This window comes from Streptomyces sp. OZ13, from assembly GCF_052068155.1.
Lineage (GTDB): Bacteria > Actinomycetota > Actinomycetes > Streptomycetales > Streptomycetaceae > Streptomyces.
In genome coordinates this window covers 620307-641361 of sequence record NZ_JBQHCZ010000004.1, presented here as the reverse complement: position 1 = coordinate 641361, position 21055 = coordinate 620307, and the positions used below count along the sequence as shown (strand labels likewise).

Genomic DNA, 21055 nt, shown 5'->3' with positions numbered 1-21055 from the left:
GGCCCGCGCCGCGGAGAGGTGTCGTCGCCCGCCGATCCGGTCCCCCGGCCGGTTCGGGCCCCTGCCGTCAGGAGACCAGGGCGGCCGCCAGCCGGTCCAGAGCGGGTTGCGCCTCGTAGGGGGAGGGTGTGTCCGCCGCGAGGAACGCGAAGCCCAGGAGTCGCCCGCCCGGGGCAGCGACGGTGCCGGCGAGGGAGTTGATCCCGGTGAGGGTGCCGGTCTTGGCGCGGACGAGGCCGGTGCCGGCGGAGGTGTCGGAGTAGCGGTCCTCCAGGGTGCCGCTGAAGCCGGCGACGGGCAGTCCGGTGAGGATCGGCCGCAGCTCGGGGTGGGCCGCGTCCGCCGCCCGCGCCAGAACGGTCGTGAGCAGCGCCGCCGACACCTTGTCGCGGCGGTTCAGCCCGCTGCCGTCGGCGAACCGGGTATCGGCCAGCGGCAGCTGGAGCCGGCGGAGCTGCTCGGTCACGGCCCGCTCCGCGCCGGCGAAGGACGCCTTGTCGCCGGTGGCGACTGCGGTCTGGCGGGCGAGCGACTCCGCGATGTCGTTGTCGCTGTCGGTGAGCATCCGCTCGACGACGGACGACAGGGGCTCCGAGAGCACCTGGGCGAGGGGGACCGCGTCGGCCGGCGCGCGCCCTGGTGCGGGCGGCGACGTGCGGATTCCGCGTTCCGAGAGCTGCTCCCGGAAGACCCGGGCCGTTTCGCCGGCCGGGTCGGCGCTGCGGGTGGCGGGCCCTCTCGTGCGGTCGTCGAGCCGGCCCTGCCCGACCATGAGGGCGGTGACCGGGGCGATGTTGTCGTTGGGGCCGATGGGATGCAGGACGGGGCCCTGGTAGAGCGAGGCGTCGTACACGAGCCGGACCGTGGCGGCCTTCCGGGAGCCCTCACCACGTTCCCGCAGGGAGCTCGCGGTCAGGTCGGCCAGTTCGGCGAGACGGGCCCGGTCGAGGGTCGCGTCGCCCCCTCCGACCAGCGTGATCGCGTCGGCGTCCGGAGCGGCGACGACCGTGGTGGGGATGCGGTGGTCCGGTCCGAGTGCGGTGAGGGCCGCGGCGGCGGTGGCGATCTTGACGGTCGACGCCGGGACCATGGGGACCTCCGCCCGCTTCCCGTACAGCCGCTCGCCGGTGGTGAGATCGACGACGCAGACGGCGGGCGCCGGTCCGAGGCCGGAGTCGGCGAGCAGCGGCCCGAGCGTCGCGGCCAGGCCGTCCGCCCGGGTGGGGTCCTCCGCGGACACGGTCCGCGGGCCGCCGAGGGCCTCGAGCACCGAGGCGGCGGAGGGCGCCGGTGCGGGGCGCTTCGGCGGGGGCGCTTGGTGATGTGCGCCACCCGTGGGGCCGTGGGCCGCCACCCGCTGCTTCTCGGCCTTACGCTGACCGTTGTCCCAAGGTCCCGCCGCGGCCACCGCCCCGGCGGAGAGGGTGAGGCCGACCACGGCAGCACCTGCTGCGAGCTGCCACGTCCTGACCTTCGGCACCTCGCACCAGCCCCTTTCGCGATCACACATGTGCGTGAGGGACACTTAATCACCAGTACTGCGTCTTGCTATGTGTTGATCATGGAGGAGCCACCCGTGGAGTTCGACGTCACCATCGAGATCCCGAAGGGTTCGCGGAACAAGTACGAGGTGGACCACGAGACCGGTCGGATCCGCCTTGACCGTCGACTCTTCACCTCGACCAGCTACCCCGCCGACTACGGTTTCGTGGAGAACACCCTCGGCGAGGACGGCGACCCGCTGGACGCGCTGGTCATCCTCGACGAGCCGACCTTCCCGGGCTGCCTCATCAAGTGCCGCGCCATCGGCATGTTCCGGATGACGGACGAGGCGGGCGGCGACGACAAGCTGCTCTGCGTGCCGGCGTCCGACCCGCGCGTGGAGCACCTGCGGGACATCCACCACGTGTCCGAGTTCGACCGCCTGGAGATCCAGCACTTCTTCGAGGTCTACAAGGACCTGGAGCCGGGCAAGTCCGTCGAGGGCGCCGACTGGGTCGGCCGCGCCGAGGCCGAGGCCGAGATCGAGGCCTCCTTCAAGCGCCTCGAGGCGCAGGGCGGCGCGCACTGACGCCGTACCGCTGACGTACGCCGGCGCGGGCGGGACACCTCTGGTGTCCCGCCCGCGTCGCGTTTCTGCCCATGCCCGTGGCCATACTGGGCAGAAGCGCCGGTCAAGGGGCGGTACGAGAGGGAGCGAGGAACACGAGTGGTGGCGGAACCCGAGGGTCCGGAAGACCGGAAGCCTCAGTCCGACGAGGCGCACAGCGCTTTCGTCCCGCCGGCGGGGGTGGAACAGCCCGAGGCGCCGGAAGAGGACCACCCCAGTTCCGAGTTCGCCGTCCCCGAAGGTCTGGCCCCCGAGCCGCCCGCGGAGCCGGAGGGCTCCGCGTTCGCTCCGCCGCGCACCTACAGCGCCAGGACCTCGCCGCCCGCCTTCACCCCGGCGCACGGCATCCCGATGGTGCGGCTCACCAAGGACGCGCCCTGGCAGGACCGTATGCGGGCGATGCTGCGGATGCCGGTGGGCGAGCGGCCGGTGCCGGAGACACCGCACCGGCACGACGAGGCGGGTCCGGCCGTGCCCCGGGTGCTCGACCTGACCCTGCGTATCGGCGAGTTGCTGCTCGCAGGCGGCGAGGGCGCCGAGGACGTCGAGGCGGCCATGTTCGCCATCTCCCGCTCGTACGGGCTGGACCGCTGCGAGCCGACGGTCACGTTCACCCTGCTGTCGATCACCTATCAGCCGTCCCTGGTCGACGACCCGGTGACCGCGAACCGGACCGTCCGGCGGCGCGGCACCGACTACACCCGGCTCGCCGCCGTCTACCGGCTGGTCCACGACATCAGCGCCGAGGAGTCGGACGTCACGCTCGAGGAGGCGTACCGGCGTCTCGCCGAGATCCGCCGGAACCGGCACCCCTACCCCGGCTGGGCGCTGACGCTGGCCGGCGGACTGCTGGCGGGCTCCGCCTCCGTGCTCGTCGGCGGTGACCCGGTGGTGTTCCTCGCCGCCGCGGTCAGCGCGATGCTCGGCGACCGGCTGGCCTGGCTGTGCGCCGGGCGTGGGCTGCCGGAGTTCTACCAGTTCGTCGCCGCGGCGATGCCCCCGGCGGCGATGGGCGTGGCGCTGAGCCTGTCACCGCTGGAACTGCGGGCGTCCGCGGTCATCACCGGTGGACTCTTCGCCCTGATCCCCGGACGAGCGCTCGTGGCCGGCGTGCAGGACGGTCTGACCGGCTTCTACATCACCGCGGCTGCGCGTCTGCTCGAGGTCGGCTATCTGGTGGTCGGCATCGTCGTCGGCGTGCTCGGGGTGCTCTATCTCGGTGTCGCGCTGGATGCCGGACTCAGTCCGGAGACCGCGATCCACAGCGTGCCGCGGCCGGTCATCCAGACCCTCGCGGCGATGGGCCTGTCGCTGTGCTTCGCGGTGATGCTCCAGCAGGAGCGCCGGACGGTGGCCCTGGTGACCTTCAGCGGCGGCGTGGCCTGGGTGGTGTACGGCGCGGTCGCGGACGTCGCCGGGGGCTCGCCGGTGGCCGCGACCGCCCTCGCCGCGGGGCTCGTGGGCCTGTTCGGCCAGATGCTCTCGCGGTTCCGGTTCGAGTCGGCCCTGCCGTACGTGACGGCCGCGATCGGCCCGCTGCTGCCCGGTAGCGCCACGTACTTCGGGCTGCTGGAGGTCGCCCGCGGCAATCTCAACACCGGTCTCGCCTCGCTGAGCAAGGCGGCCGCCCTGGCGCTGGCCATCGCGATCGGGGTGAACCTCGGTGGCGAGATCTCCCGGCTGTTCCTGCGGGCGCCGGGTGTCACCGGCGCCCTGCCGGGCGAGGAGACGCCGGGCGGACGCCGCGCGGCCAAGCGGACGCGCGGCTTCTAGCCAGGTTCTCCGCGTCGGCGGTCGGCGTCAGCGCTTGGCGTGACGGCCGCCGCGGGACGACGGCGGGATCTCGCCCTCCGGCGCGGAGGCGGCGGCCTCCGACCTCTTGTTCTTGGAGCGGGCCCGCAGGAACTCGATCACGATCGGGACGACCGAGAGCAGGACGATCAGGATCAGGATCGCCTCGATGTTCTTGTGGACGAACTCGACCTTGCCCAGCGCGGCGCCGAGCAGCGTGACGCCGGCGCCCCACAGGACGCCGCCGATGACGTTGAAGGTGACGAACGAGCGGTAGTTCATCCGGCTCACACCGGCGATGATCGGCGTGAACGTGCGCACGATGGGCACGAAGCGGGCCAGGACCAGGGACTTCGGGCCGTACTTCTCGAAGAAGTCGTGAGCCTTCTCCACGTTCTCCTGCTTGAAGAGGCGGGAGTCGGGGCGCTTGAAGAGGGCCGGGCCGACCTTGCGGCCGAAGAGATAGCCGACCTGGTCACCGATGACGGCGGCCAGCACGATCAGCGTGCAGACCAGCCACAGCGGCATGTCGATCGCGCCCGTGGTCACCAGGAGTCCCGTGGTGAACAGCAGCGAGTCGCCGGGCAGGAAGAACCCGATCAGAAGGCCCGACTCGGCGAAGACGATCACCAGGACACCGATCAGCCCGAACGTGGTGATCAGGTAGTCCGGGTCGAGCCAGCTCGGTCCGAGCGCAAGGGTGTTCACGAGGTCCGGGCTCCTGTGGTGATAGTCGTCGGCAGGGTCGGCTGCCCAAAGCTATCAACGCATACGGGTGACACCCGGTTCCACCTGCCTCCCCGGATGCGAGGCGAACGCAGGGACCCGAAGCTTTCACCATGGGAATCGATGATTACGGCGGCGGGCAGGGTCCGCAGGCCGATGTGCTGGTCGTCACGACGAACGACCTCCCCGGCTTCCGTGTGGAGCAGGTGATCGGCGAGGTCTTCGGCCTGACGGTGCGCTCGCGGCATCTGGGCAGCCAGATCGGGTCCGGCCTGAAGTCGATGATCGGCGGCGAGCTCAAGGGTCTGACCAAGACCCTCGTGGAGACCCGCAACCAGGCCATGGAGCGCCTGGTCGAGCAGGCCCGGTCACGGGGTGCGAACGCGGTGCTCGCGTTCCGCTTCGACGTGACGGAGGCCGCGGACGTCGGCACGGAGGTCTGCGCGTACGGCACGGCGGTGACGGTCGCGAAGGTGTGACGATGACGGGCGCGGCGGGCCCGTACGCCGCCGCGGCCCGACCCGTCCCGTCCCCGCCCGCGCGGCTCAGAGGTGCCGGACGGCGTTCGCGAGGATCGCCTCCCGCTCGTACGCCGCAAGGCCCGGCCTGGCCTTGTCGATGTTGCGGGTGAACCGCTCGTCGGCGACGTACATCTCGGCCAGGCCCGTGTGGATCTCGTACGTGCAGGTGTAGTGGTGGCTCGAGATCCACCGGCGGTGGTCCTCCGCCACGTCCATGGCGGCCTGGGACTCCGGCTCCTCGCCCGCGTCCATCAGCGCCACGAAGCGACGGGTGATCTCGTCGGCCTCGCGCTGGATGCGCAGCCAGTCCTCCTTCGTGTACGAGGCCGTGCGCCGCCGGGACTCCTCGTACGCGTCGGTGCCGCCCCAGCGCTGCTCGGTCTCCTCGGCGTACTCGTCGGGGTCGAAGTCCCCGAAGACCTCGAACTTCTCCTCGGGCGTCAGGTTGATGCCCATCTTCTTCGCCTCCATGGCTCGTTCCACGGCCGCGGCCATCTCCTTGAGTCTGGTGATCCGGGCGGAGAGCAGTTCGTGCTGCCGCCGCAGGTGGGCCTGCGGATCCGCGTCGGGGTCGTCCAGGAGTGCCGCCACCTCTTCGAGGGGAAAGCCGAGCTCCCGGTAGAACAGGATCTGCTGAAGCCGGTCCAGGTCGGCGTCGTCGTACCGCCGGTGGCCCGACCCGCTGCGGCCGCTCGGACGCAGCAGTCCGATCTCGTCGTAGTGGTGCAGGGCGCGCACCGTGACTCCGGCGAAACGGGCGACCTGTCCCACGGAGTAGCTCATCGCCTTCGCTCCCTTCCTTCGCGTTACGGACCCAGGCTGCTGCCTCACGTTGCGTGAGGTGCAAGCCCGTACGAGCCTGTGGCATATGGCACTCCACCAGGGCACCACCGGGACCGAGGACCACACACCGGAGCGGCGCAGGCTCGCGGTCAACCCCTTCTTCGGTCCGGCCGACCCGGTCGGCGGGATGACGGCCGCCCCGCCCACGCACCGTCTCCCGGACGGCCCGATGCCGCCTCTCACGGCGTATCAGCTGGTGCACGACGAGCTCATGCTCGACGGGAACTCCCGTCTCAACCTCGCCACCTTCGTCACCACCTGGATGGAGCCGCAGGCGGCGGAGCTGATGGCCGAGTGCCGCGACAAGAACATGATCGACAAGGACGAGTACCCGCGCACGGCGGAGCTGGAGCGCAGGTGTGTGGCGATGCTCGCCGACCTGTGGCACGCGCCGGACCCGGCCTCGGCCGTCGGCTGTTCGACCACCGGCTCGAGCGAGGCCTGCATGCTCGCCGGGATGGCCCTCAAGCGGCGGTGGGCGAAGCGGAACGCCGACCGCTATCCGGTGAAGGCCCGGCCCAACCTGGTGATGGGCGTCAACGTGCAGGTCTGCTGGGACAAGTTCTGCGCCTTCTGGGAGGTCGAGCCACGGCTCGTGCCCATGGAGGGGAACCGCTTCCATCTCGACCCCCAGGCCGCCGCCGAGCTGTGCGACGAGAACACCATCGGGGTGGTGGCGGTGCTCGGCTCGACCTTCGACGGCTCCTACGAGCCGGTCGGCGAGCTCTGTGCCGCGCTGGACGACCTCCAGGAGCGCACCGGCCTGGACGTCCCGGTCCATGTCGACGGAGCGTCGGGCGCGATGGTCGCCCCGTTCCTCGACGAGGACCTCGTCTGGGACTTCCGGCTGCCGCGGGTGTGCTCGATCAACACCTCGGGGCACAAGTACGGGCTGGTCTACCCCGGTGTGGGGTGGGCGCTGTGGCGGTCGCCCGACGAACTCCCCGAGGAGCTGGTGTTCCGGGTGAACTACCTCGGCGGCGACATGCCGACGTTCGCCCTCAACTTCTCCCGCCCCGGCGCGCAGGTGGTGGCGCAGTACTACACGTTCCTGCGGCTCGGGCGCGAGGGCTACCGGGCCGTCCAGGGGACGGCCCGCGAGGTCGCGACGGGGCTCGCCGCCCGGATCGGGGCGCTGGACGACTTCCAGCTGCTCACCGCGGGCGACCAGTTGCCCGTCTTCGCGTTCACGACCGCGCCCGAGGTGACGTCGTTCGACGTCTTCGACGTGTCGCGGCGGCTGCGGGAGAAGGGGTGGCTGGTGCCCGCCTACACCTTCCCGGCGAACCGCCGGGACCTCTCGGTGCTGCGGGTGGTCTGCCGCAACGGCTTCTCCGCGGACCTGGCGGAACTGCTCCTGGAGGATCTGCGGCTGCTGCTTCCCGAACTGCGTGCCCAGTCCCACCCTTTGACCAGGAGCACCGCGGAGGCCACGGCCTTCCACCACTGAGCGGGCCCGGCAGCGGCCGCGGGCCGGTGCCGGGCCCCGCCGTCTCAGCGGCCCAGACGCCGGAAGCGGGAGACCGCCAGCGGGAAGAAGACCGCGACCAGCACCAGAGGCCAGGCCACCGCCAGCAGGTCCGCGTGCTCCGCGGCCCAGGAGCCCGTGGCCACGTCGGGGATGCCGGCGAGGTCGCGGACCGTCGTCGCGGTCGCCGAGATCGGGTTCCATTCGACGGCCGCGCCCAGCCAGCCCGGCATCGATTCGGGCGTCGCGAAGGCGTTGGACAGGAAGCCGACCGGCCAGACCAGGATCTGCACGGCCTGCACCAACTCCGGCTTCCCCGCGACCATCGCGAGGTGGATGCCGGCCCACAGCATCGCGAAGCGCAGCAGCAGGAGCAGCCCGACGGCCCCGAGAAGCGCGCCGAAGCCGCCGTTCCAGCGCCAGCCGATGGCATGGCCGACGCCGATCATGACCAGCAGGCCGAGCGCCGACTGGAGCATGTCCGCGAAGCTGCGCCCGACCAGCACCGCCGACGACGCCATGGGCATGGACCTGAAGCGGTCGATGACGCCCTTGTTGAGGTCCTGGGTGACCGCGAGCATCGTCGCCTCCAGACCGAAGGCCATGGTCAGCGCGAGCATGCCCGGAATCAGGAAGTCGACGTAGGCCCCTTCCACGCCCCGGCCGCCCCCGATCAGGTAGCCGAACATCAGCAGCAGCATCACGGGGAACACGAGCCCGACCACGACCTGCACGGGCTGCCGTGCCCAGTGCGCGAGTTCGCGCCGGGTCATGGTCCAGGAGTCGGTCAGTACATAACTGCTCATGCCGCGTGCTCCTTCGTCAGGTGGAGGAAGACCTCGTCGAGGGTGGGACGGCGGACGGACAGGTCCTCCGCCTCCACCCCGGCCGTCTCCAGTGCCCGCACGGTCTCGGTCAGGGCGGCCATCCGGTCGCTCACCGGCGCGCTGACCAGCCGCCGGTCGGCGTCCACGGTCGCCTCGCCGGGAAGCAGGGAGGCGACGAGGGCGAGGCGGTCCGCGTCCCGCAGGACCACGTCGATCCGGTCGCCGCCGGTCTTCGCCTTCAGCTCGTCCGCCGTGCCCTCCGCGATCACCCGTCCGGCGTCGACGACCGAGATCCGGTCGGCCAGTTGATCGGCCTCCTCCAGGTACTGCGTGGTCAGCAGCACCGTGGTGCCGGCGCCGACGAGGGAGCGCACCGAGGCCCACACCTCGGCCCGGCCGCGCGGGTCGAGCCCCGTCGTGGGTTCGTCGAGGAACAGCACTTCGGGCTCGGTGATCAGCGAGGCCGCGAGATCGAGCCTTCTGCGCATGCCGCCGCTGTAGAGCTTGACCGCCTTGCGTCCGGTGTCCGCGAGGTCGAACCGCTCGAGCAGTTCGTCTGCCCTGGCGCCCGCCCGGCGTGCGCCGAGGTGGTACAGCCGCCCGAACATCTCGAGGTTCTGCCGTCCGCCGAGCTCTTCGTCGACCGCCGCGTGCTGCCCGAGCAGGCCGATCCGCTTACGGACCTCGCCGGCCTGGGTGCGCACGTCGTGACCGGCGACGCGCACCACGCCCTCGTCGTGCCGCAGCAGTGTCGCCATGACCCGTACGGCGGTGGTCTTGCCCGCTCCGTTGGGACCGAGCACGCCGTGCACCGTGCCGCGCGCCACCGTCAGGTCCAGGCCGTCCAGAGCGCGCTTGTCCCCGTACCGCTTCCGTACACCCTCGACGACGATCGCGTCCGTCATCCGTCTCCTCCAGCAGCCTTGGGGCAGTAGTCAAATTTGACCACCGCCGTAAGATAGTCCCCTGAAATCGATTGGTCAAACTTGATTAGCTGAGATCGCCCTCATGCGGCTCGCCCGTCGCGTAAGGGTTCTCGTCGCCCTCCGCCCGCACCCCGATGAACGGTTTCCCCTCACCGGCGAAGGTGTAGGCGCCGTCCTCGATCCGGCTGATCAGGCCGCGTGTCCACTCCGCGCCGAAGTCCGCGGACGACACCCACATGTTCATGATCTCGCCGATGTGGCCCAGCGACTGGGGGCCCTCCTCCGGCGTGTAGTACTCGGTGACCGCCGCCCGCCACTGCTCCAGACCGCGCACCCTCTCCTTGAGCAGCGCCACCGCCTCGTCCCGGGGCAGGTCGACGATGAAACCGATCGCGGCCGAGAGCACGTCCGTCTTCTGGTCGTGCGCCGTCAGGGACTCCCGCAGGAGCGAGAAGAACTCCTCGGTGCCCTGCTCGGTGATCTCGTACTCGGTCCGCGGCGGCCCGCCCGCCGTCGACGGGGCGATCTCATGGGCGTGCAGCAGTCCCTGCTTCGCCATCTGCTTGAGCGCGTGATAGATCGACCCCGGCTTGGCGTTGGACCACTCGTGGGCGCCCCAGTACTCGAGATCGTTGCGGACCTGGTAGCCGTGCGCCCGTCCGTGCTGGCGCACGGCCCCCAGGACGAGAAGCCGGATCGCTGACATCCGCGTACCTCCTAATCAACTTTGACCAGGGTACGCAGCGGTCATCACGCGCCCCAGTCCCCACCCTGCTCCAGCGCGATCAGGTCGAACGCGCCCTTGCCGTCCAGCGACTCGCGGATGATGTCCGCGTGGCCCGCGTGCCGGGCGATCTCCTCGACCAGGTGCATCATCAGCCACCGCATGGAGACCCGCGCGTCCTTGGGGTACCAGGGCGCCGGAGGCAGCGGGAAGGTGTCGTCGAGGCTCGGCACGGAGCGGATGAACTCCTCCGTCTCCTTCGCGACCGAGTCCCAGAAGCCCAGCACACCCGGCACGGTCTCACCGTCGACCAGGCGGAAGCTGTCGCCCCAGGTCTCCTCGCTGCGCTGCCTTTCGTTCGGCCGCTGCTGCGCCAGCCGCAGCCAGTTCAGCTCCGTCTCCGCCACATGCTTGACCAGCCCCGACAGCGACAGCTCGCTCGCGCTCGGCCGGCTCGCCGCCTGCTCCTCCGTCAGACCGAGGACGGAGCGCCGGATCGCGCCCCGCTGCGCCTCGACGAAGGACAGGAGCGCGCCGCGCTCGTCGCCGTGGGCCTCCGCGGGAACGTGGGTGACCATGGTGTGTCCGCCTTCCGGATCGTGGGGAGGGCCGTCCGCCCTCCTGCCGACACCTCAAAAGCTACGGGCCCTTGCGGTCAGGTTCTGTCCGCAAGGGCCCGGCGTCGGAAGATTCGTCAGAACGGGAACCGCGAGCGCCCGTGCTGGACCGAGATCCACTTCTGGGTCGTGAAGGAGTCGAGCATCGAGTCGCCGTTCAGCCTGCCGAGACCCGACTGCTTCTCGCCGCCGAAGGGCACGATCGGCTCGTCGTGCACGGTGCCGTCATTGATGTGGATCATGCCGGTGTCCACCCGCTTGGCGAGCCGCACACCCCGCTCCACGTCACCGGTGTGCACGGCGCCGCTCAGGCCGTACGGCGTCGCGTTGGCGATCCGGACCGCCTCGTCCTCGCCGTCGAAGGGGACGATCAGGGCCACCGGACCGAAGATCTCCTGCGTGAGCACCGGCGAGTCGGCGGGGATGCCGGTCAGCACCGAAGGGGAGACGAGGTTGCCGTCCGCGGCGCCGTGCAGCAGTGCCGTCGCACCCGCCTCCACGGTCTGCTCGACCAGCGCGGAGACCGCGTCCGCCTGGGAGGAGTTGATGAGCGGGCCGATGTGGGTCGCCGGGTCGGCCGGGTCGCCCACCTTGAGGGTCCGCACCTTGGCGACGAACTTCTCGGTGAACTCCTTCTCGACCGAGCGGTCCACCAGGATGCGGTTTGCGGCCATGCAGACCTGGCCCTGGTGCACGAACCGGCTGAAGACCGCGGCGTCCACCGCGTAGTCGATGTCGGCGTCGTCGAGGACGATCAGGGCGCTGTTGCCGCCGAGTTCGAGGATCGCGTGCTTGAAGTTGGCCGCGCAGACGGTGGCCACGTGCCGGCCCACCTTGTCGGAGCCGGTGAAGGAGATCACCTTCGGTATCGGGTGCGCGATGAGCGCGTCGCCTATCTCGGCTATGTCCGTGATCACGACGTTCAGCAGGCCGGCGGGCAGTCCCGCTTCCTCGAACACCCTGGCCACCAGCGAGCCGCCGCAGATCGGGGTGTTCTGGTGCGGCTTGAGGACCACGGCGTTGCCGAGGGCGAGCGCCGGGGCGACCGACTTGACCGACAGCAGGAAGGGAAAGTTGAAGGGGCTGATGACGCCCACCACGCCGACCGGCACCCGGTAGACGCGGTTCTCCTTGCCGTCGACCGGCGAGGGCAGGATGCGCCCCTCCGGCCGCAGCGCCAGGTGCACCGCCTCGCGCATGAACTCCTTGGCGAGGTGCAGTTCGAACGCCGCCTTGAGGCGGGTGCCGCCGAGCTCGGCGACGATCGCGTCCGCGATCTCCTCCTCGCGGTCCTCGATGATCCGAAGGGCCCGCTCGAAGACGGTCCGGCGGGCGTAGGGGTTGGTGTCCGCCCACGCCCGCTGGGCGCGGTCCGCCGCCCGGTAGGCCTGGTCCACCTCGTCGGCCGTGGCCACGGCGATCGAGGCGAGTTTCTCACCGTCGTAGGGATTGAAGTCGATGATGTCCCAGGAGCCGGTGCCGGGCCTCCACTCGCCGTCTATGTACTGCTGGGCCAGATCGGTGAAGAAGGACATGTGATCCCTTACTCCAGAGGCATGAGCACGGACGTCTGATGTTGCGTCATCGTACTTATGTTTCAGATGAGTTGGAGGAGACCCCGAAGAAGGTCACGGGTCTCGGCCGGATCAGGACTGTCCTCGGTCAGCCGTTCCATCACCCGCTCGTACTGGGCGACCTCCTCGCGCTTGTCCAGATACAGGGCGCTGGTCAGCTGCTCGAGGTAGACGATGTCGGAGAGGTCCGACTCCGGGAAGCGCAGCATGGTGAACGCGCCGCTCTCGCCCGCGTGGCCGCCGAAGCTGAAGGGCATCACCTGGAGCGTGATGTTCGGGTGCTCCGAGACCTCGATCAGATGGCGGAGCTGGGCCTGCATCACCGCCCGGTCGCCGTACGGGCGACGCAGGGCCGCCTCGTCCAGCACTGCGTGCAGGTGCGGGGCGCGTTCGGAGACGAGGGTCTTCTGGCGCTCCAGGCGCAGCGCGACCCTGCGGTCGATCTCGGCCCGCGGCGCGTCGGGCATGCCGCGGGTGACGACGGCGTGCGCGTACGACTCGGTCTGCAGCAGCCCGTGCACGAACTGCACTTCGTAGATGCGGATCAGTGAGGCGGCACCCTCGAGGCCGATGTATGTCTGGAACCAGCCGGGCAGTACGTCGCCGAAGCTGTGCCACCAGCCGGCCACGTTGGCCTCCTTGGCGAGCCCGAGCAGCGCGTCGCGTTCGCTGTCGTCGGCGACGCCGTAGAGCGTCAGCAGGTCCTCCACGTCGCGCGCCTTGAAGCTCACCCGGCCCAACTCCATACGGCTGATCTTGGATTCGGACGCGCGGATCGAGTAACCGGCCGCCTCTCGCGTGATGCCACGCGATTCCCTCAGCCTTCTGAGCTGTGAACCCAGCAGGATGCGCCGCACCACCGAACCTCCGCCCGGGCCCTCGGCGCGGGACTGTTCCCACGACCACGCTGACTCGCCTGCTGCCACGACTTCGACCCTCCCCATCCCTGCTGTACACGCTCTGTTCGCTCGACACCGATGCTTCCGGAGGTCCCCCCGAACCCCAAGAGCCGGATTCTGCCACCAAAACGCTTCAGCCCGTACTCATTCGATTACGGAAATGAGAAGGCGTCAGGCAGAGCTCGCAAGATATTGGTGGAAGAAATGAGCAAGAACCGGCACGGGGACGGACAGGTCCGGCGCGTGCACGTGCATCTGCCCTTGCATCTGCCCTACGCATTCGGAACCATGGTCCTCGCGCACCTGCGTGCTCGTTCGTGTTGTAGCGTCACAGCCGCGATTCCCGGGAGTGCCTCGCATGGGACCGAATGGATCCACCATGCTCGAGCCGTTACGGCAGGGCCTTCCCCCCTTCGACCCCGCGGCCGTCTCGAGCTCGGCCTCGTGCGCCCTGCCCGCCCGCTTCGAAGCGGTGCGCGGCGCCCGCATGTTCACCAAGAACACACTGGGCCAGTGGCAATTGGACGAACGCTTCGACGATGTCGCCCTGGTCGTCTCCGAGCTCGTGACCAACGCCCTGCGGCACGCACTGCCGTCCGACGGCGCCCCGCACGAGCCCACCAAGGAAGCCCCGGTCCGGTTGCACCTGATGCGGTGGACCGGCCGGCTGGTGTGCGCGGTGCGTGACCCCAGCCACGACGGCCCCCGGTCGCGGGAGACCGAGGAGGACTTCGCCGCCGAGTCCGGCCGCGGGCTCTTCCTGGTCGACTCCTTCAGCGACGGCTGGGGCTGGCACCCGCTCGCCGGGTCGCTGCGCGGCAAGGTGGTCTGGGCGCTGTTCCGTCTGAACCAGGCGCCTCCGTCGGTCTGAACCGGTCGCCCACGCCCGGGACACGGTCGCGTGTCCCGGCCCGGCGTGCGCCGGAGCGGCCGGGCCTCACGCCCCCGCGATCAGGTGATCGAACTCCCCGTCCTTGACGCCCAGAAGCAGCGCTTCTATCTCGGCGGGCGTGTAGACGAGCGCGGGCCCGTCGGGGTGCCGCGAATTGCGCATCGCCACGTCGCCGTCCGGCAGTCTGGCGAGCTCCACGCACGAACCCTGCGAATTGCTGTGCCGGCTCTTCTGCCAGACGACCCCGCGAAGCTCCGTCGCCGCCATGCCGTTGTAGACCTGGTGCACAAGTCGCTCCCGGGGTGCAAGGTGCAGGTGTCAACTATCCGGGATCATAGCTGTGTTCACATGCAGATGCATGAAGCGAATGCGTGAGCAGATGCACGTGCACGCGGGGTGTTCCCACGGTTACAGCAGCGACGGCCTCACCCATGGAGACGTCTGCCCCCGCCGATCGGTGCCATCCACCGCGGCCAGGTTCCGGGTGCCCCCGGTGGATACGTACGACCGTGCCCGTCCGTTCAGCCGGCCGAGCCGCGACGCGGGCCGACATGTCAGACCTCGAGGAGGGAGTCGAAGGCGGGCGGCAGCCGCTTCCAGGCCTCGCGGCCCGCGGCGTACTCGGCGTCGGTCAGCAGGCACGACTCGAGGAGCTGCTGGAGTCCGTCGCGGTCGAGGCCCGGCGAGGTGAACACCAGGTGCTGGCAGCGGTCTCCGTGCTCGGGGTGCCAGTCCAGCGCGGCGGCCGCCCGGCGCACGGGCGGGACCATCTCCCAGGCGGCGTCCGGCAGCGAGGCGAGCCAGGGCCCCGCGCTCTCGACACAGAGCGCGCCCCCGGCCGCGTCCCAGGCCAGCAGGGTGTCGGGCCGGTCGGCGAGCCAGAACCGGCCGCGGCTGCGGGCCGCCGCGCAGGTCAGGTCCTCCAGCGCCTGGTAGAGGCGCTCCGGATGGAAGGGCCGGCAGCTGTGCCACACATAGGTGGCGACGCCGCAGTCGTCGGCCTCCTGCGGCAGCCGTGCGCAGGCCGGATGCTGCGCGGCGGCGGCCGCGTCCACGTCGAACCCGGCGACGGCCGCGGCGGCCAGCTCCTCATCGCCCACGGCGATCCGCCTGGCCGTCGGGTGCAGTTGTGCCAGCAGGGCGCGGTCCTCGTCGTCCGCCTCCTCGCTGTCGACGAGGGCGAGGACCGGCGCGTACTCCAGTTGACGCGCCCAGGTGTCCGCGATCGTGCGCCGGTCCGTGGCCGCCGCGGCGAGGCCCGCGTCCGCCAGGTCGTCGCCGTTGGCGAGATACGGCAGCAGCAGCGCCGGGTCCACGGCGGTCATGACCGATGTCAGGGCAAGGCCTTCGCCGCCGTGCGCCGCGATCACTTCGGCCATGGCCTTGGGCTCGACCGAGTCCCACAGCTCGACGACCGCGAGACCGGTGGCGCCGTCCGCGGCGAGCCGCGCCAGCTCGGGCACGAGATCCTCACGCAGTGCGCAGCAGGCGCAGTCGTTGACGAGCGGGGTCTCCCCCGTGTCGCGGACGCCCCGTGCGTCGCGGACCGTCCTGACCACCGTGCCCCGTCCGGCGGTCGAGAGGTCGTGGTGGAGGGCGACGCTGCCGGGCACCGTGGTGAGCAGCAGCTCCACGGCTGCCCGGCGGGCATCGGCGTGCAGCCCGCCGACGATTACGACGGGCAGCGTCACCGTCGGCCTCCGTACCGGCGCTCGAAGCGCTCGACGCGGCCGGCGGTGTCGAGGACGCGCGCCGTCCCTGTGTAGAAGGGATGGCTCGCGGAGGAGATCTCCACGTCGATGACGGGGTAGGTGTTGCCGTCCTCCCAGTCGACGGTCCTGTCGCCGGTGGCCGTCGACCGGGTCAGGAAGGCGAAGCCGGCGGCCTTGTCGCGGAAGACGACAGGCGCGTAGGGCGGGTGGATGCCGGACCTCATGTCAGCGCTCCTCTCGGAAGTCGACGTGCCGCCCGGCGACCGGGTCGTACTTGCGAAGGGTCAGCCGGTCGGGGTCGTTGCGGCGGTTCTTGCGGGTGACGTAGGTGTAGCCGGTGCCCGCGGTGGAGCGGAGCTTGATGACCGGGCGGATGTCGTTGCGAGCCATGACGCCAGTATATGGAAATGATTTCCATTATCAAAGGCAGCCCCGCGCGGACCGGGCACGGGCGCGCTGGAGCAGCGGTCGCACAGGCCGGACGACGCCGTCGGCCGCGGGACGCCGGTCCGGCGCGTGTCCGCGAAGAGGCGCGGCGGGCGGCCGAACAGCGGGGTCGCCCGCGGAAGTTCCGGGTGTCCAGGGCGCCGAGGCGTGAGCAGGCGCACGCCGGCTCCATCCCTGGGGTGGGCACGTCCTGCTGGTAGCTTGGCGCGGTCTTGCTATCGATCAGGGGGACAGATCAGTGCTCAAGCTCGTACGTACATCGGCCGTCGCGGCGGGCCTCGTCGCCGCCCTCGCGCTGACCGGATGCGGCAGCGGCGACAGCGACGACGCCGGCAAGGACAAGGCCACGGCCTCGCCCACCGAGGCCGGCGGCGACAGCGGCGGCGGCGAGGGCAGGGCCCGTGACATCGAGGGCACCTGGACCGGCCTGAGCGACGGGAAGCCGGTCGCGCTGTCCGTCCAGGGCTCCAACGCCGCGATCGTCGCCGACGGTCATGCCTGCACGGGCGAGGTGCAGGACATGGGCAAGCAGATGCTGTCGCTGAAGTGCGCGGACGGGAACACCGACCGCACGATGGGCTCGATCGAGTCCAACGACGGGACGACGCTGGTCATTTCGTGGGACGCCGGCAAGAAGGACTCCCTCAAGAAGAGCGAGGCGGGCGCGCTGCCGGACGGTCTGCCGACCGGCCTGCCGTCGGACTTCCCGACCCCGTGACGGCTGCGGTTCACCGCCGGCCGGTCGCCGGGGACGAGCCGCTCCGCACGTCACTTCCGCGTCACCGGGCCGCGGGTCCCTCGTGGGCCCGCGGCCCGTCGTCGCCCGGCCTCGCGGCCATGGCGTCGGCCAGGTCGTCCAGGGCGGCGAGGAGTTGGACGGCGCCGCCGCGCAGGACGGCGTCGGACGTCTCCTTCGTTCCCCAGCGGTCCACGACCTCGTGCACCGGCCCCCAGTCCGGCACCCGGTTCTCGCGTACCGCCTCCGCGCCCTCCTCGACGGCGTGGCGCAACACCTCGGCCAGCGCGGCGGCGGCGGGTACCGGCGCGGCGTCCTGACCGCCGCCGTTCTCGGGCAGATGCGCCTCGATGAGCATGGCGACCCTGCCCGCCTGGGCGAGTGCCCGGCCCGCGTCCTCCGCCGTCCTCCGTGACAGCACACGGGAGCGCACCGGCTCGTGCTTGGCCTTCGACAGGGCGTCCCGCCAGGCGATCCGGGCGTCCCGCGAGTGGAGCAGCGTCCCCCGGACGTCCGCGGACCCGGGCGACCCGGCGATGTCCGGCCCCTCGGCGGGATCGGCGTAGCGGTCGAGGACGGCCGCGGCGTAACGGCCGCTCGCGAGCAGCCAGTCGGCGAGCCGGTGGTGCAGGCGGGGGGTCTCCCAGGCCGGGTAGAGCGCGTAGGCGAGCATCGCCAGCACCCCGCCGAGGAAGGTGAGCAGCACCCGCTGGGGAACCGTCTGGGCCCAGTCCTCTCCACCGGTGCCGAGCAGGAAGACCACGTAGGCGGAGATGAAGACGCTGGCCACCGCATACCCGGTGCGCATCACCAGGTACATGCCCAGGGCGCACAGGACGGCGATGCCCGCGCTGAGATAAGTGCCGGGGCGCGCCGTCTGTACCACCGCCGTCGCCACGCCCACACCGACGAGCGTGCCGCAGAAGCGGGCTACGGAACGGCCGTAGGTCTGCGAGAAGTCGGGGCGCATGACCATGACCGCCGTCAGGGGCGCCCAGTAGCCGTGGCCCAACGGGAGGGCTGTGCCCAGCAGATAGCCGGCGGCCACGACCGCCGACGAGCGGACCGCGTGCCGCAGCACCGGCGAGTCGGGCCGCAGCTCGTCGCGCATCGCCCGCAGCGCGCCGGGGACCAGCCGCACCAGCCCCTGCCGTGTGCGGTGGTCGGACTCGGTGCCGCCCAGGCCGCGCACCGTGCCGACGACCTCGTCGAGCAGCGCGGTCAGCCGCACGGCCGCTCGTCGGGGCGGCCCGGTGAGGAGGGCGCCGGTGTCGGGCGTCCGCAGGGCGGCGGCCGCGGCCGGCGGCACCCGGACGGCCTCCCCGTGGCGTACTGCACGCGCGGCGGCGTCGAGCACCGTCCCGGCGGCGTGGAGGAGTTCACGCACCCGGTCGCGGGCCGGGCCCTCCGCGGGAACACCGACCGCCGGGTCGGCCAGTGAGGCGAGCACGGGCCTGATGCGTTCGGCGACGCCGCGGGTGCCGTGCAGCTCCGCCGGCCTGCGCCTGGCCTGGCGAGGGGTGACGGCAGCGGCACTGCGGGCGTACATCAGCGGGGCCGGATCGAAGGACGCCGTCGGGTCCTCGCGGAGCCTGCGCGCGTAGTCGGCCTCCGCCGCGAGCGCGTCGGCGAGCGCGTCGCGCTGCGCGCCCCAGCGGCGCACGGGGAACAGGACGACGAGCAGGGCCTGGACGACGCCTCCGACGGCGATCATGGCGGCATGGCCCGCGGCGGCGGCGACCGACGTGGGCAGTGTGACGGTCACCAGCATGATGGCGATGTTGGAGGACGCCATGATCCCGGCGGTCGGTCCCACCGCCCACAGGAGGCCGCCGAGGAAGGTCCACAGCGTCAGCAGGGCGAGGAACAGGGCGACATGGGCGCCGGTGAGGTAGCCGAGGAAGGTGGAGACGGCGAGCGTCGCTCCCGACAGGAGCGCGAGGACCGGCCGCGGCCGCCAGCTGCGCTGGAACGTCGCGATGGCGGACTGGAACGCGCCGAAGGCGGAACTCACGGCGACGGCGGGCCCGAAGATCATGAGCCCCGCGCCGACGACGAGCGCCAGCCCGGCGGCGGCCCGGACGGCGATGAGGGGTTCCAGCCGTTTCCGCTCGATCTTCAGCCCCGAAAGGGCAGTCTCCTTCAGCGCCCGGAGCCAGCTCATGGACCGAGCGTAACGACCTTTCCCGGCATTTCACCCGACCTCCGGGCGGAGGGCGCCGCACGGCGGAGTGATGCCGGGCCATACGCTCCGACCATGTCGAACATACGCATGGCGCGGTTGTCGTCGGACGGGCTGTGGGTCGCCTTCGCGTTGCTGCTGTGCGCGTCCGTGGTCGTCTGGCTGGCGGCCGGCCTGCTGGCGGCGATCTCCGAACTGGACGAGCGGTGCAGCCACGGGATGGTCGGCCCCGGCGGGCCGTTCACCGTCGAGCGGAGCAGCCTGCCGCCGGACGTGCGGTGCGTGTTCGCGGACGGCACCACCATTTCCACCGCCGGCGCGCTGGTGTGGGTGATGTGGGCGTGCATCGCCGCCACGGCCGCCTGCGCCGTCGCCGCGACGGCACTGGAGTTCGTCCGGTCCGATCACGAGAAGGCGGCCCGGCGGATGGGGGCGACCGCCGTGGGCGCGGGATTCGCCCTCGCTCTCGTCCACGCCGGCGGCACGGCGCTGACCTCACCGGGGAAGGAACCCCTCCAGTCCTGCTCGGCGTTCGTGACCGGAATCTACGACCGCGCCACGCGCGTGGACCGCGACATCTTCCCCGCCCAGGCCACCTGTGTGTACCGGGACGGCACCACGTACCGCCTTTTGCCGGAGTGGCTCGGCATCCTCGAATGGCTGCTGCTCGGCGCGGTGGTCGTGGGCGTGGCGGGCATGGCCGCGGCGCGCAGGAGGCAGCGCGCCGGCTGAGGGCGTGGCGAGGGCGCGGAGGCGCACCGCGCCGGGCCGAGGTGACAGCCGGCGCCCGCCGACCGGCGTGGCTAGTGGCGGGGTCTGCGCGGGATGCGTCCCGCCGACGGCGCCGGGCCCCGACGCTCCGCGCGGTCCGCAGCGGCCCGGCCGTCCTGCCAGCCGTCGAGGTCCGTGGCGCCGCGCACCCGCGTGGTCGTCGTCTCGGGGAACATCCGGTCGGTGTGCGAGGCGACCGCCACGTCCCGCGATGCCAGGACCGGCAGCAGGTCGGCGGTGACCACCTCTTCGGCGACGGCGGTCAGATGCTCGCCCAAGCGGCTCGCGTACGCGGTCCAGAACGACTGGCGGAAGGTCTTGGTCCGCCGGCGGCCGCCCGCACGCTGCGCGGACTCCGCCTTGGTGAGGGCCGTCGCGCCCTGGACGAGCAGGGAGGTGTGCAGCAGCTCGACCGACTCGAGGTCGCTCTCGAAGCCGACAACGGTCGAGAAGCCGAAGGCGCTGTTCCACACCGCTCGGCAGCGGTTCGCGGCGGCGACCGCGTCGAGCAGGACCGCCTTCGCCGTCTCGTACGGGGCGTCCACACCGATCCGGCACGCGGACGGCGCGTCCGGGCTGTGCGTACGGGCGGCCAGCAGGGCCTCGTCGACGCTGTGCCGGGCCATCAGCTCCTGTGCCTTGGCGGTGAGCGCCTCCGCCTCCTCCGGGTAGCCGGTGGCCTCCGCCTTCGCCAGCAGCGCGCGGATCCGCCCGAGCATGCGCGGCTCGTACGGTGACGCCGGCACCGAGGCCAGGGACGCGCCCGGGACGGGGCCGACCGGTTCGATCGCGGGGAGGCGGGAGAGCAGCCGGTACAGCTCCAGCAGGGCGGTGGCGTGCGAGAAACGGTCGGACCTGGGCGGTTGCAGACCGGCGAGTTCGTCGAGCTGGGCACGGAAGCGGGGGGCGAGCCGCGGGCCGTAGCGCTTGGTCTCCGCCGTGATCAGCCCCGCCGCCAGCAGTTCGTGCGTGTCGTCGAGGTCCCGCCGGACCAGCCGCACGACGTCGGCCGGCTGCCAGCCGCGTTCCCACGCCCGCCGCACCAACTCCTCGCCGCGAAGGCGCAGCTCCCCGTCGGCGGAGGGGTCGGCGGCGAGGAGGGACGCGCCGGTGTCGAGCGCCTCGTCGCCCTCCCCGTACAGCGCCGCCGCCAGCGCCCTTTCGACCGTACTCATACTTCGGATGGTCCCACGGACGGGGCGGCCGGTCCCGCGGGGTGCTTCCGGGGGTAGGGCAGGCCATACCCCCGGAACACCCCCCAGTGGTCGTGATCACGGCGCCGGGAGACG

Annotated in this window: 23 protein-coding genes; 8 read left to right on the top strand and 15 right to left on the bottom strand. The window is 71.5% G+C overall.

The window, feature by feature from the left end; translation table 11 throughout:
* Positions 1-67 precede the first annotated feature (67 nt).
* Entirely contained in the window at positions 68-1510 is a 1443-nt protein-coding gene (dacB, locus tag ACTMTU_RS13175) for a D-alanyl-D-alanine carboxypeptidase/D-alanyl-D-alanine endopeptidase (protein ID WP_441263648.1), read from the bottom strand.
* A 66-nt stretch (positions 1511-1576) separates the two neighbouring features.
* On the opposite strand from dacB, the gene ACTMTU_RS13170 reads away from it, so the two are divergent.
* Together ACTMTU_RS13170 and ACTMTU_RS13165 are read left to right on the top strand one after the other, a co-directional pair.
* Positions 1577-2071 (top strand): inorganic diphosphatase, encoded by a 495-nt coding sequence (locus tag ACTMTU_RS13170; RefSeq protein WP_005314187.1) that lies wholly within the window; start codon positions 1577-1579, stop codon positions 2069-2071.
* A gap of 138 nt (positions 2072-2209) precedes the next feature.
* Positions 2210-3883 carry a threonine/serine exporter family protein gene (locus ACTMTU_RS13165; RefSeq protein ID WP_441263647.1) on the top strand — a complete coding sequence of 558 codons (1674 nt, stop codon included), beginning with the start codon at positions 2210-2212 and terminating at the stop codon, positions 3881-3883.
* 27 nt (positions 3884-3910) lie between these two features.
* Here the strand turns inward: ACTMTU_RS13165 and ACTMTU_RS13160 are convergent, their stop codons facing one another.
* Positions 3911-4609: a DedA family protein gene (locus ACTMTU_RS13160; RefSeq protein WP_441263646.1), complete on the bottom strand. Its 699-nt coding sequence runs from the start codon at positions 4607-4609 to the stop codon at positions 3911-3913.
* 131 nt (positions 4610-4740) lie between these two features.
* Here ACTMTU_RS13160 and ACTMTU_RS13155 point away from each other — a divergent pair, with 131 nt between their 5' ends.
* On the top strand, positions 4741-5106 hold the full coding sequence (locus ACTMTU_RS13155) for a YbjQ family protein (protein ID WP_441263645.1): 366 nt from the start codon (positions 4741-4743) through the stop codon (positions 5104-5106).
* A 66-nt stretch (positions 5107-5172) separates the two neighbouring features.
* Here the strand turns inward: ACTMTU_RS13155 and ACTMTU_RS13150 are convergent, their stop codons facing one another.
* A complete protein-coding gene (locus ACTMTU_RS13150; RefSeq protein WP_441263644.1) occupies positions 5173-5931 on the bottom strand; it encodes a MerR family transcriptional regulator in 759 nt (252 codons plus the stop codon).
* Between the two features lie 85 nt (positions 5932-6016).
* On the opposite strand from ACTMTU_RS13150, the gene ACTMTU_RS13145 reads away from it, so the two are divergent.
* Positions 6017-7441: a glutamate decarboxylase gene (locus ACTMTU_RS13145; RefSeq protein WP_441263643.1), complete on the top strand. Its 1425-nt coding sequence runs from the start codon at positions 6017-6019 to the stop codon at positions 7439-7441.
* Between the two features lie 44 nt (positions 7442-7485).
* On the opposite strand, the gene ACTMTU_RS13140 is transcribed toward ACTMTU_RS13145, so the two are convergent.
* The 6 genes from ACTMTU_RS13140 to ACTMTU_RS13115 form a co-directional block, all read right to left on the bottom strand.
* On the bottom strand, positions 7486-8265 hold the full coding sequence (locus ACTMTU_RS13140) for an ABC transporter permease (RefSeq protein ID WP_307707614.1): 780 nt from the start codon (positions 8263-8265) through the stop codon (positions 7486-7488).
* Positions 8262-9191, bottom strand: coding sequence for an ATP-binding cassette domain-containing protein (locus ACTMTU_RS13135; protein ID WP_441263642.1), 930 nt, complete (start codon positions 9189-9191; stop codon positions 8262-8264). Before ACTMTU_RS13135 ends, ACTMTU_RS13140 begins: the two co-directional genes overlap by 4 nt.
* 85 nt (positions 9192-9276) lie before the next feature.
* Complete coding sequence (locus ACTMTU_RS13130) at positions 9277-9918, bottom strand: PadR family transcriptional regulator (protein WP_441263641.1); 642 nt, start codon at positions 9916-9918, stop codon at positions 9277-9279.
* Positions 9919-9962: 44 nt separating this feature from the next.
* Entirely contained in the window at positions 9963-10514 is a 552-nt protein-coding gene (locus ACTMTU_RS13125; RefSeq protein ID WP_441263640.1) for a DinB family protein, read from the bottom strand.
* A 116-nt stretch (positions 10515-10630) separates the two neighbouring features.
* Positions 10631-12088: an aldehyde dehydrogenase family protein gene (locus ACTMTU_RS13120; protein ID WP_441263639.1), complete on the bottom strand. Its 1458-nt coding sequence runs from the start codon at positions 12086-12088 to the stop codon at positions 10631-10633.
* Positions 12089-12150: 62 nt separating this feature from the next.
* Positions 12151-13071, bottom strand: a complete 921-nt coding sequence (locus ACTMTU_RS13115) for a helix-turn-helix domain-containing protein (protein WP_356620710.1) — start codon at positions 13069-13071, stop codon at positions 12151-12153.
* 313 nt (positions 13072-13384) lie between these two features.
* Here ACTMTU_RS13115 and ACTMTU_RS13110 point away from each other — a divergent pair, with 313 nt between their 5' ends.
* The gene (locus tag ACTMTU_RS13110; RefSeq protein WP_441263638.1) at positions 13385-13897 is read left to right on the top strand and encodes an ATP-binding protein; all 513 of its coding nucleotides are present in this window, start codon (positions 13385-13387) and stop codon (positions 13895-13897) included.
* A gap of 66 nt (positions 13898-13963) precedes the next feature.
* On the opposite strand, the gene ACTMTU_RS13105 is transcribed toward ACTMTU_RS13110, so the two are convergent.
* From ACTMTU_RS13105 to rpmG, 4 genes are all read right to left on the bottom strand, one after another.
* On the bottom strand, positions 13964-14206 hold the full coding sequence (locus ACTMTU_RS13105; RefSeq protein ID WP_005314214.1) for a DUF397 domain-containing protein: 243 nt from the start codon (positions 14204-14206) through the stop codon (positions 13964-13966).
* A 266-nt stretch (positions 14207-14472) separates the two neighbouring features.
* On the bottom strand, positions 14473-15609 hold the full coding sequence (locus tag ACTMTU_RS13100; protein WP_441263637.1) for a CobW family GTP-binding protein: 1137 nt from the start codon (positions 15607-15609) through the stop codon (positions 14473-14475).
* Positions 15606-15854 carry a type B 50S ribosomal protein L31 gene (locus ACTMTU_RS13095; RefSeq protein ID WP_441263636.1) on the bottom strand — a complete coding sequence of 83 codons (249 nt, stop codon included), beginning with the start codon at positions 15852-15854 and terminating at the stop codon, positions 15606-15608. Before ACTMTU_RS13095 ends, ACTMTU_RS13100 begins: the two co-directional genes overlap by 4 nt.
* Position 15855: 1 nt before the next feature.
* Positions 15856-16020 carry a 50S ribosomal protein L33 gene (gene rpmG / locus ACTMTU_RS13090; RefSeq protein WP_005314221.1) on the bottom strand — a complete coding sequence of 55 codons (165 nt, stop codon included), beginning with the start codon at positions 16018-16020 and terminating at the stop codon, positions 15856-15858.
* Between the two features lie 11 nt (positions 16021-16031).
* Here rpmG and ACTMTU_RS13085 point away from each other — a divergent pair, with 11 nt between their 5' ends.
* Together ACTMTU_RS13085 and ACTMTU_RS13080 are read left to right on the top strand one after the other, a co-directional pair.
* Entirely contained in the window at positions 16032-16277 is a 246-nt protein-coding gene (locus tag ACTMTU_RS13085) for a hypothetical protein (protein WP_441263635.1), read from the top strand.
* A 38-nt stretch (positions 16278-16315) separates the two neighbouring features.
* Positions 16316-16795 (top strand): hypothetical protein, encoded by a 480-nt coding sequence (locus tag ACTMTU_RS13080; RefSeq protein ID WP_441263634.1) that lies wholly within the window; start codon positions 16316-16318, stop codon positions 16793-16795.
* Between the two features lie 61 nt (positions 16796-16856).
* Here ACTMTU_RS13080 and ACTMTU_RS13075 read toward each other — a convergent pair whose 3' ends face one another.
* Complete coding sequence (locus ACTMTU_RS13075) at positions 16857-18977, bottom strand: FUSC family protein (RefSeq protein WP_441263633.1); 2121 nt, start codon at positions 18975-18977, stop codon at positions 16857-16859.
* Between the two features lie 93 nt (positions 18978-19070).
* Between ACTMTU_RS13075 and ACTMTU_RS13070 the strand changes: the two genes are divergently transcribed.
* A complete protein-coding gene (locus tag ACTMTU_RS13070) occupies positions 19071-19727 on the top strand; it encodes a hypothetical protein (RefSeq protein WP_441263632.1) in 657 nt (218 codons plus the stop codon).
* Positions 19728-19798: 71 nt separating this feature from the next.
* Here ACTMTU_RS13070 and ACTMTU_RS13065 read toward each other — a convergent pair whose 3' ends face one another.
* Positions 19799-20941, bottom strand: coding sequence for a DUF2786 domain-containing protein (locus tag ACTMTU_RS13065; RefSeq protein WP_441263631.1), 1143 nt, complete (start codon positions 20939-20941; stop codon positions 19799-19801).
* Between the last annotated feature and the right edge of the window lie 114 nt (positions 20942-21055).

Bases quoted from the DNA above. Each gene is read 5' to 3' on its own strand.
- dacB (WP_441263648.1), bottom strand. From the start codon at position 1,510: ATGTGTGATCGCGAAAGGGGCTGGTGCGAGGTGCCGAAGGTCAGGACG.
- ACTMTU_RS13095 (WP_441263636.1), bottom strand. From the start codon at position 15,854: ATGAGGTCCGGCATCCACCCGCCCTACGCGCCTGTCGTCTTCCGCGAC.
- ACTMTU_RS13065 (WP_441263631.1), bottom strand. From the start codon at position 20,941: ATGAGTACGGTCGAAAGGGCGCTGGCGGCGGCGCTGTACGGGGAGGGC.
- ACTMTU_RS13150 (WP_441263644.1), bottom strand. From the start codon at position 5,931: ATGAGCTACTCCGTGGGACAGGTCGCCCGTTTCGCCGGAGTCACGGTG.
- ACTMTU_RS13110 (WP_441263638.1), top strand. From the start codon at position 13,385: ATGGGACCGAATGGATCCACCATGCTCGAGCCGTTACGGCAGGGCCTT.
- ACTMTU_RS13145 (WP_441263643.1), top strand. From the start codon at position 6,017: ATGGCACTCCACCAGGGCACCACCGGGACCGAGGACCACACACCGGAG.
- ACTMTU_RS13115 (WP_356620710.1), bottom strand. From the start codon at position 13,071: ATGGGGAGGGTCGAAGTCGTGGCAGCAGGCGAGTCAGCGTGGTCGTGG.
- ACTMTU_RS13155 (WP_441263645.1), top strand. From the start codon at position 4,741: ATGGGAATCGATGATTACGGCGGCGGGCAGGGTCCGCAGGCCGATGTG.
- ACTMTU_RS13085 (WP_441263635.1), top strand. From the start codon at position 16,032: ATGGAAATGATTTCCATTATCAAAGGCAGCCCCGCGCGGACCGGGCAC.
- ACTMTU_RS13130 (WP_441263641.1), bottom strand. From the start codon at position 9,918: ATGTCAGCGATCCGGCTTCTCGTCCTGGGGGCCGTGCGCCAGCACGGA.
- ACTMTU_RS13135 (WP_441263642.1), bottom strand. From the start codon at position 9,191: ATGACGGACGCGATCGTCGTCGAGGGTGTACGGAAGCGGTACGGGGAC.
- ACTMTU_RS13120 (WP_441263639.1), bottom strand. From the start codon at position 12,088: ATGTCCTTCTTCACCGATCTGGCCCAGCAGTACATAGACGGCGAGTGG.
- rpmG (WP_005314221.1), bottom strand. From the start codon at position 16,020: ATGGCTCGCAACGACATCCGCCCGGTCATCAAGCTCCGCTCCACCGCG.
- ACTMTU_RS13140 (WP_307707614.1), bottom strand. From the start codon at position 8,265: ATGAGCAGTTATGTACTGACCGACTCCTGGACCATGACCCGGCGCGAA.
- ACTMTU_RS13125 (WP_441263640.1), bottom strand. From the start codon at position 10,514: ATGGTCACCCACGTTCCCGCGGAGGCCCACGGCGACGAGCGCGGCGCG.
- ACTMTU_RS13075 (WP_441263633.1), bottom strand. From the start codon at position 18,977: ATGAGCTGGCTCCGGGCGCTGAAGGAGACTGCCCTTTCGGGGCTGAAG.
- ACTMTU_RS13070 (WP_441263632.1), top strand. From the start codon at position 19,071: ATGTCGAACATACGCATGGCGCGGTTGTCGTCGGACGGGCTGTGGGTC.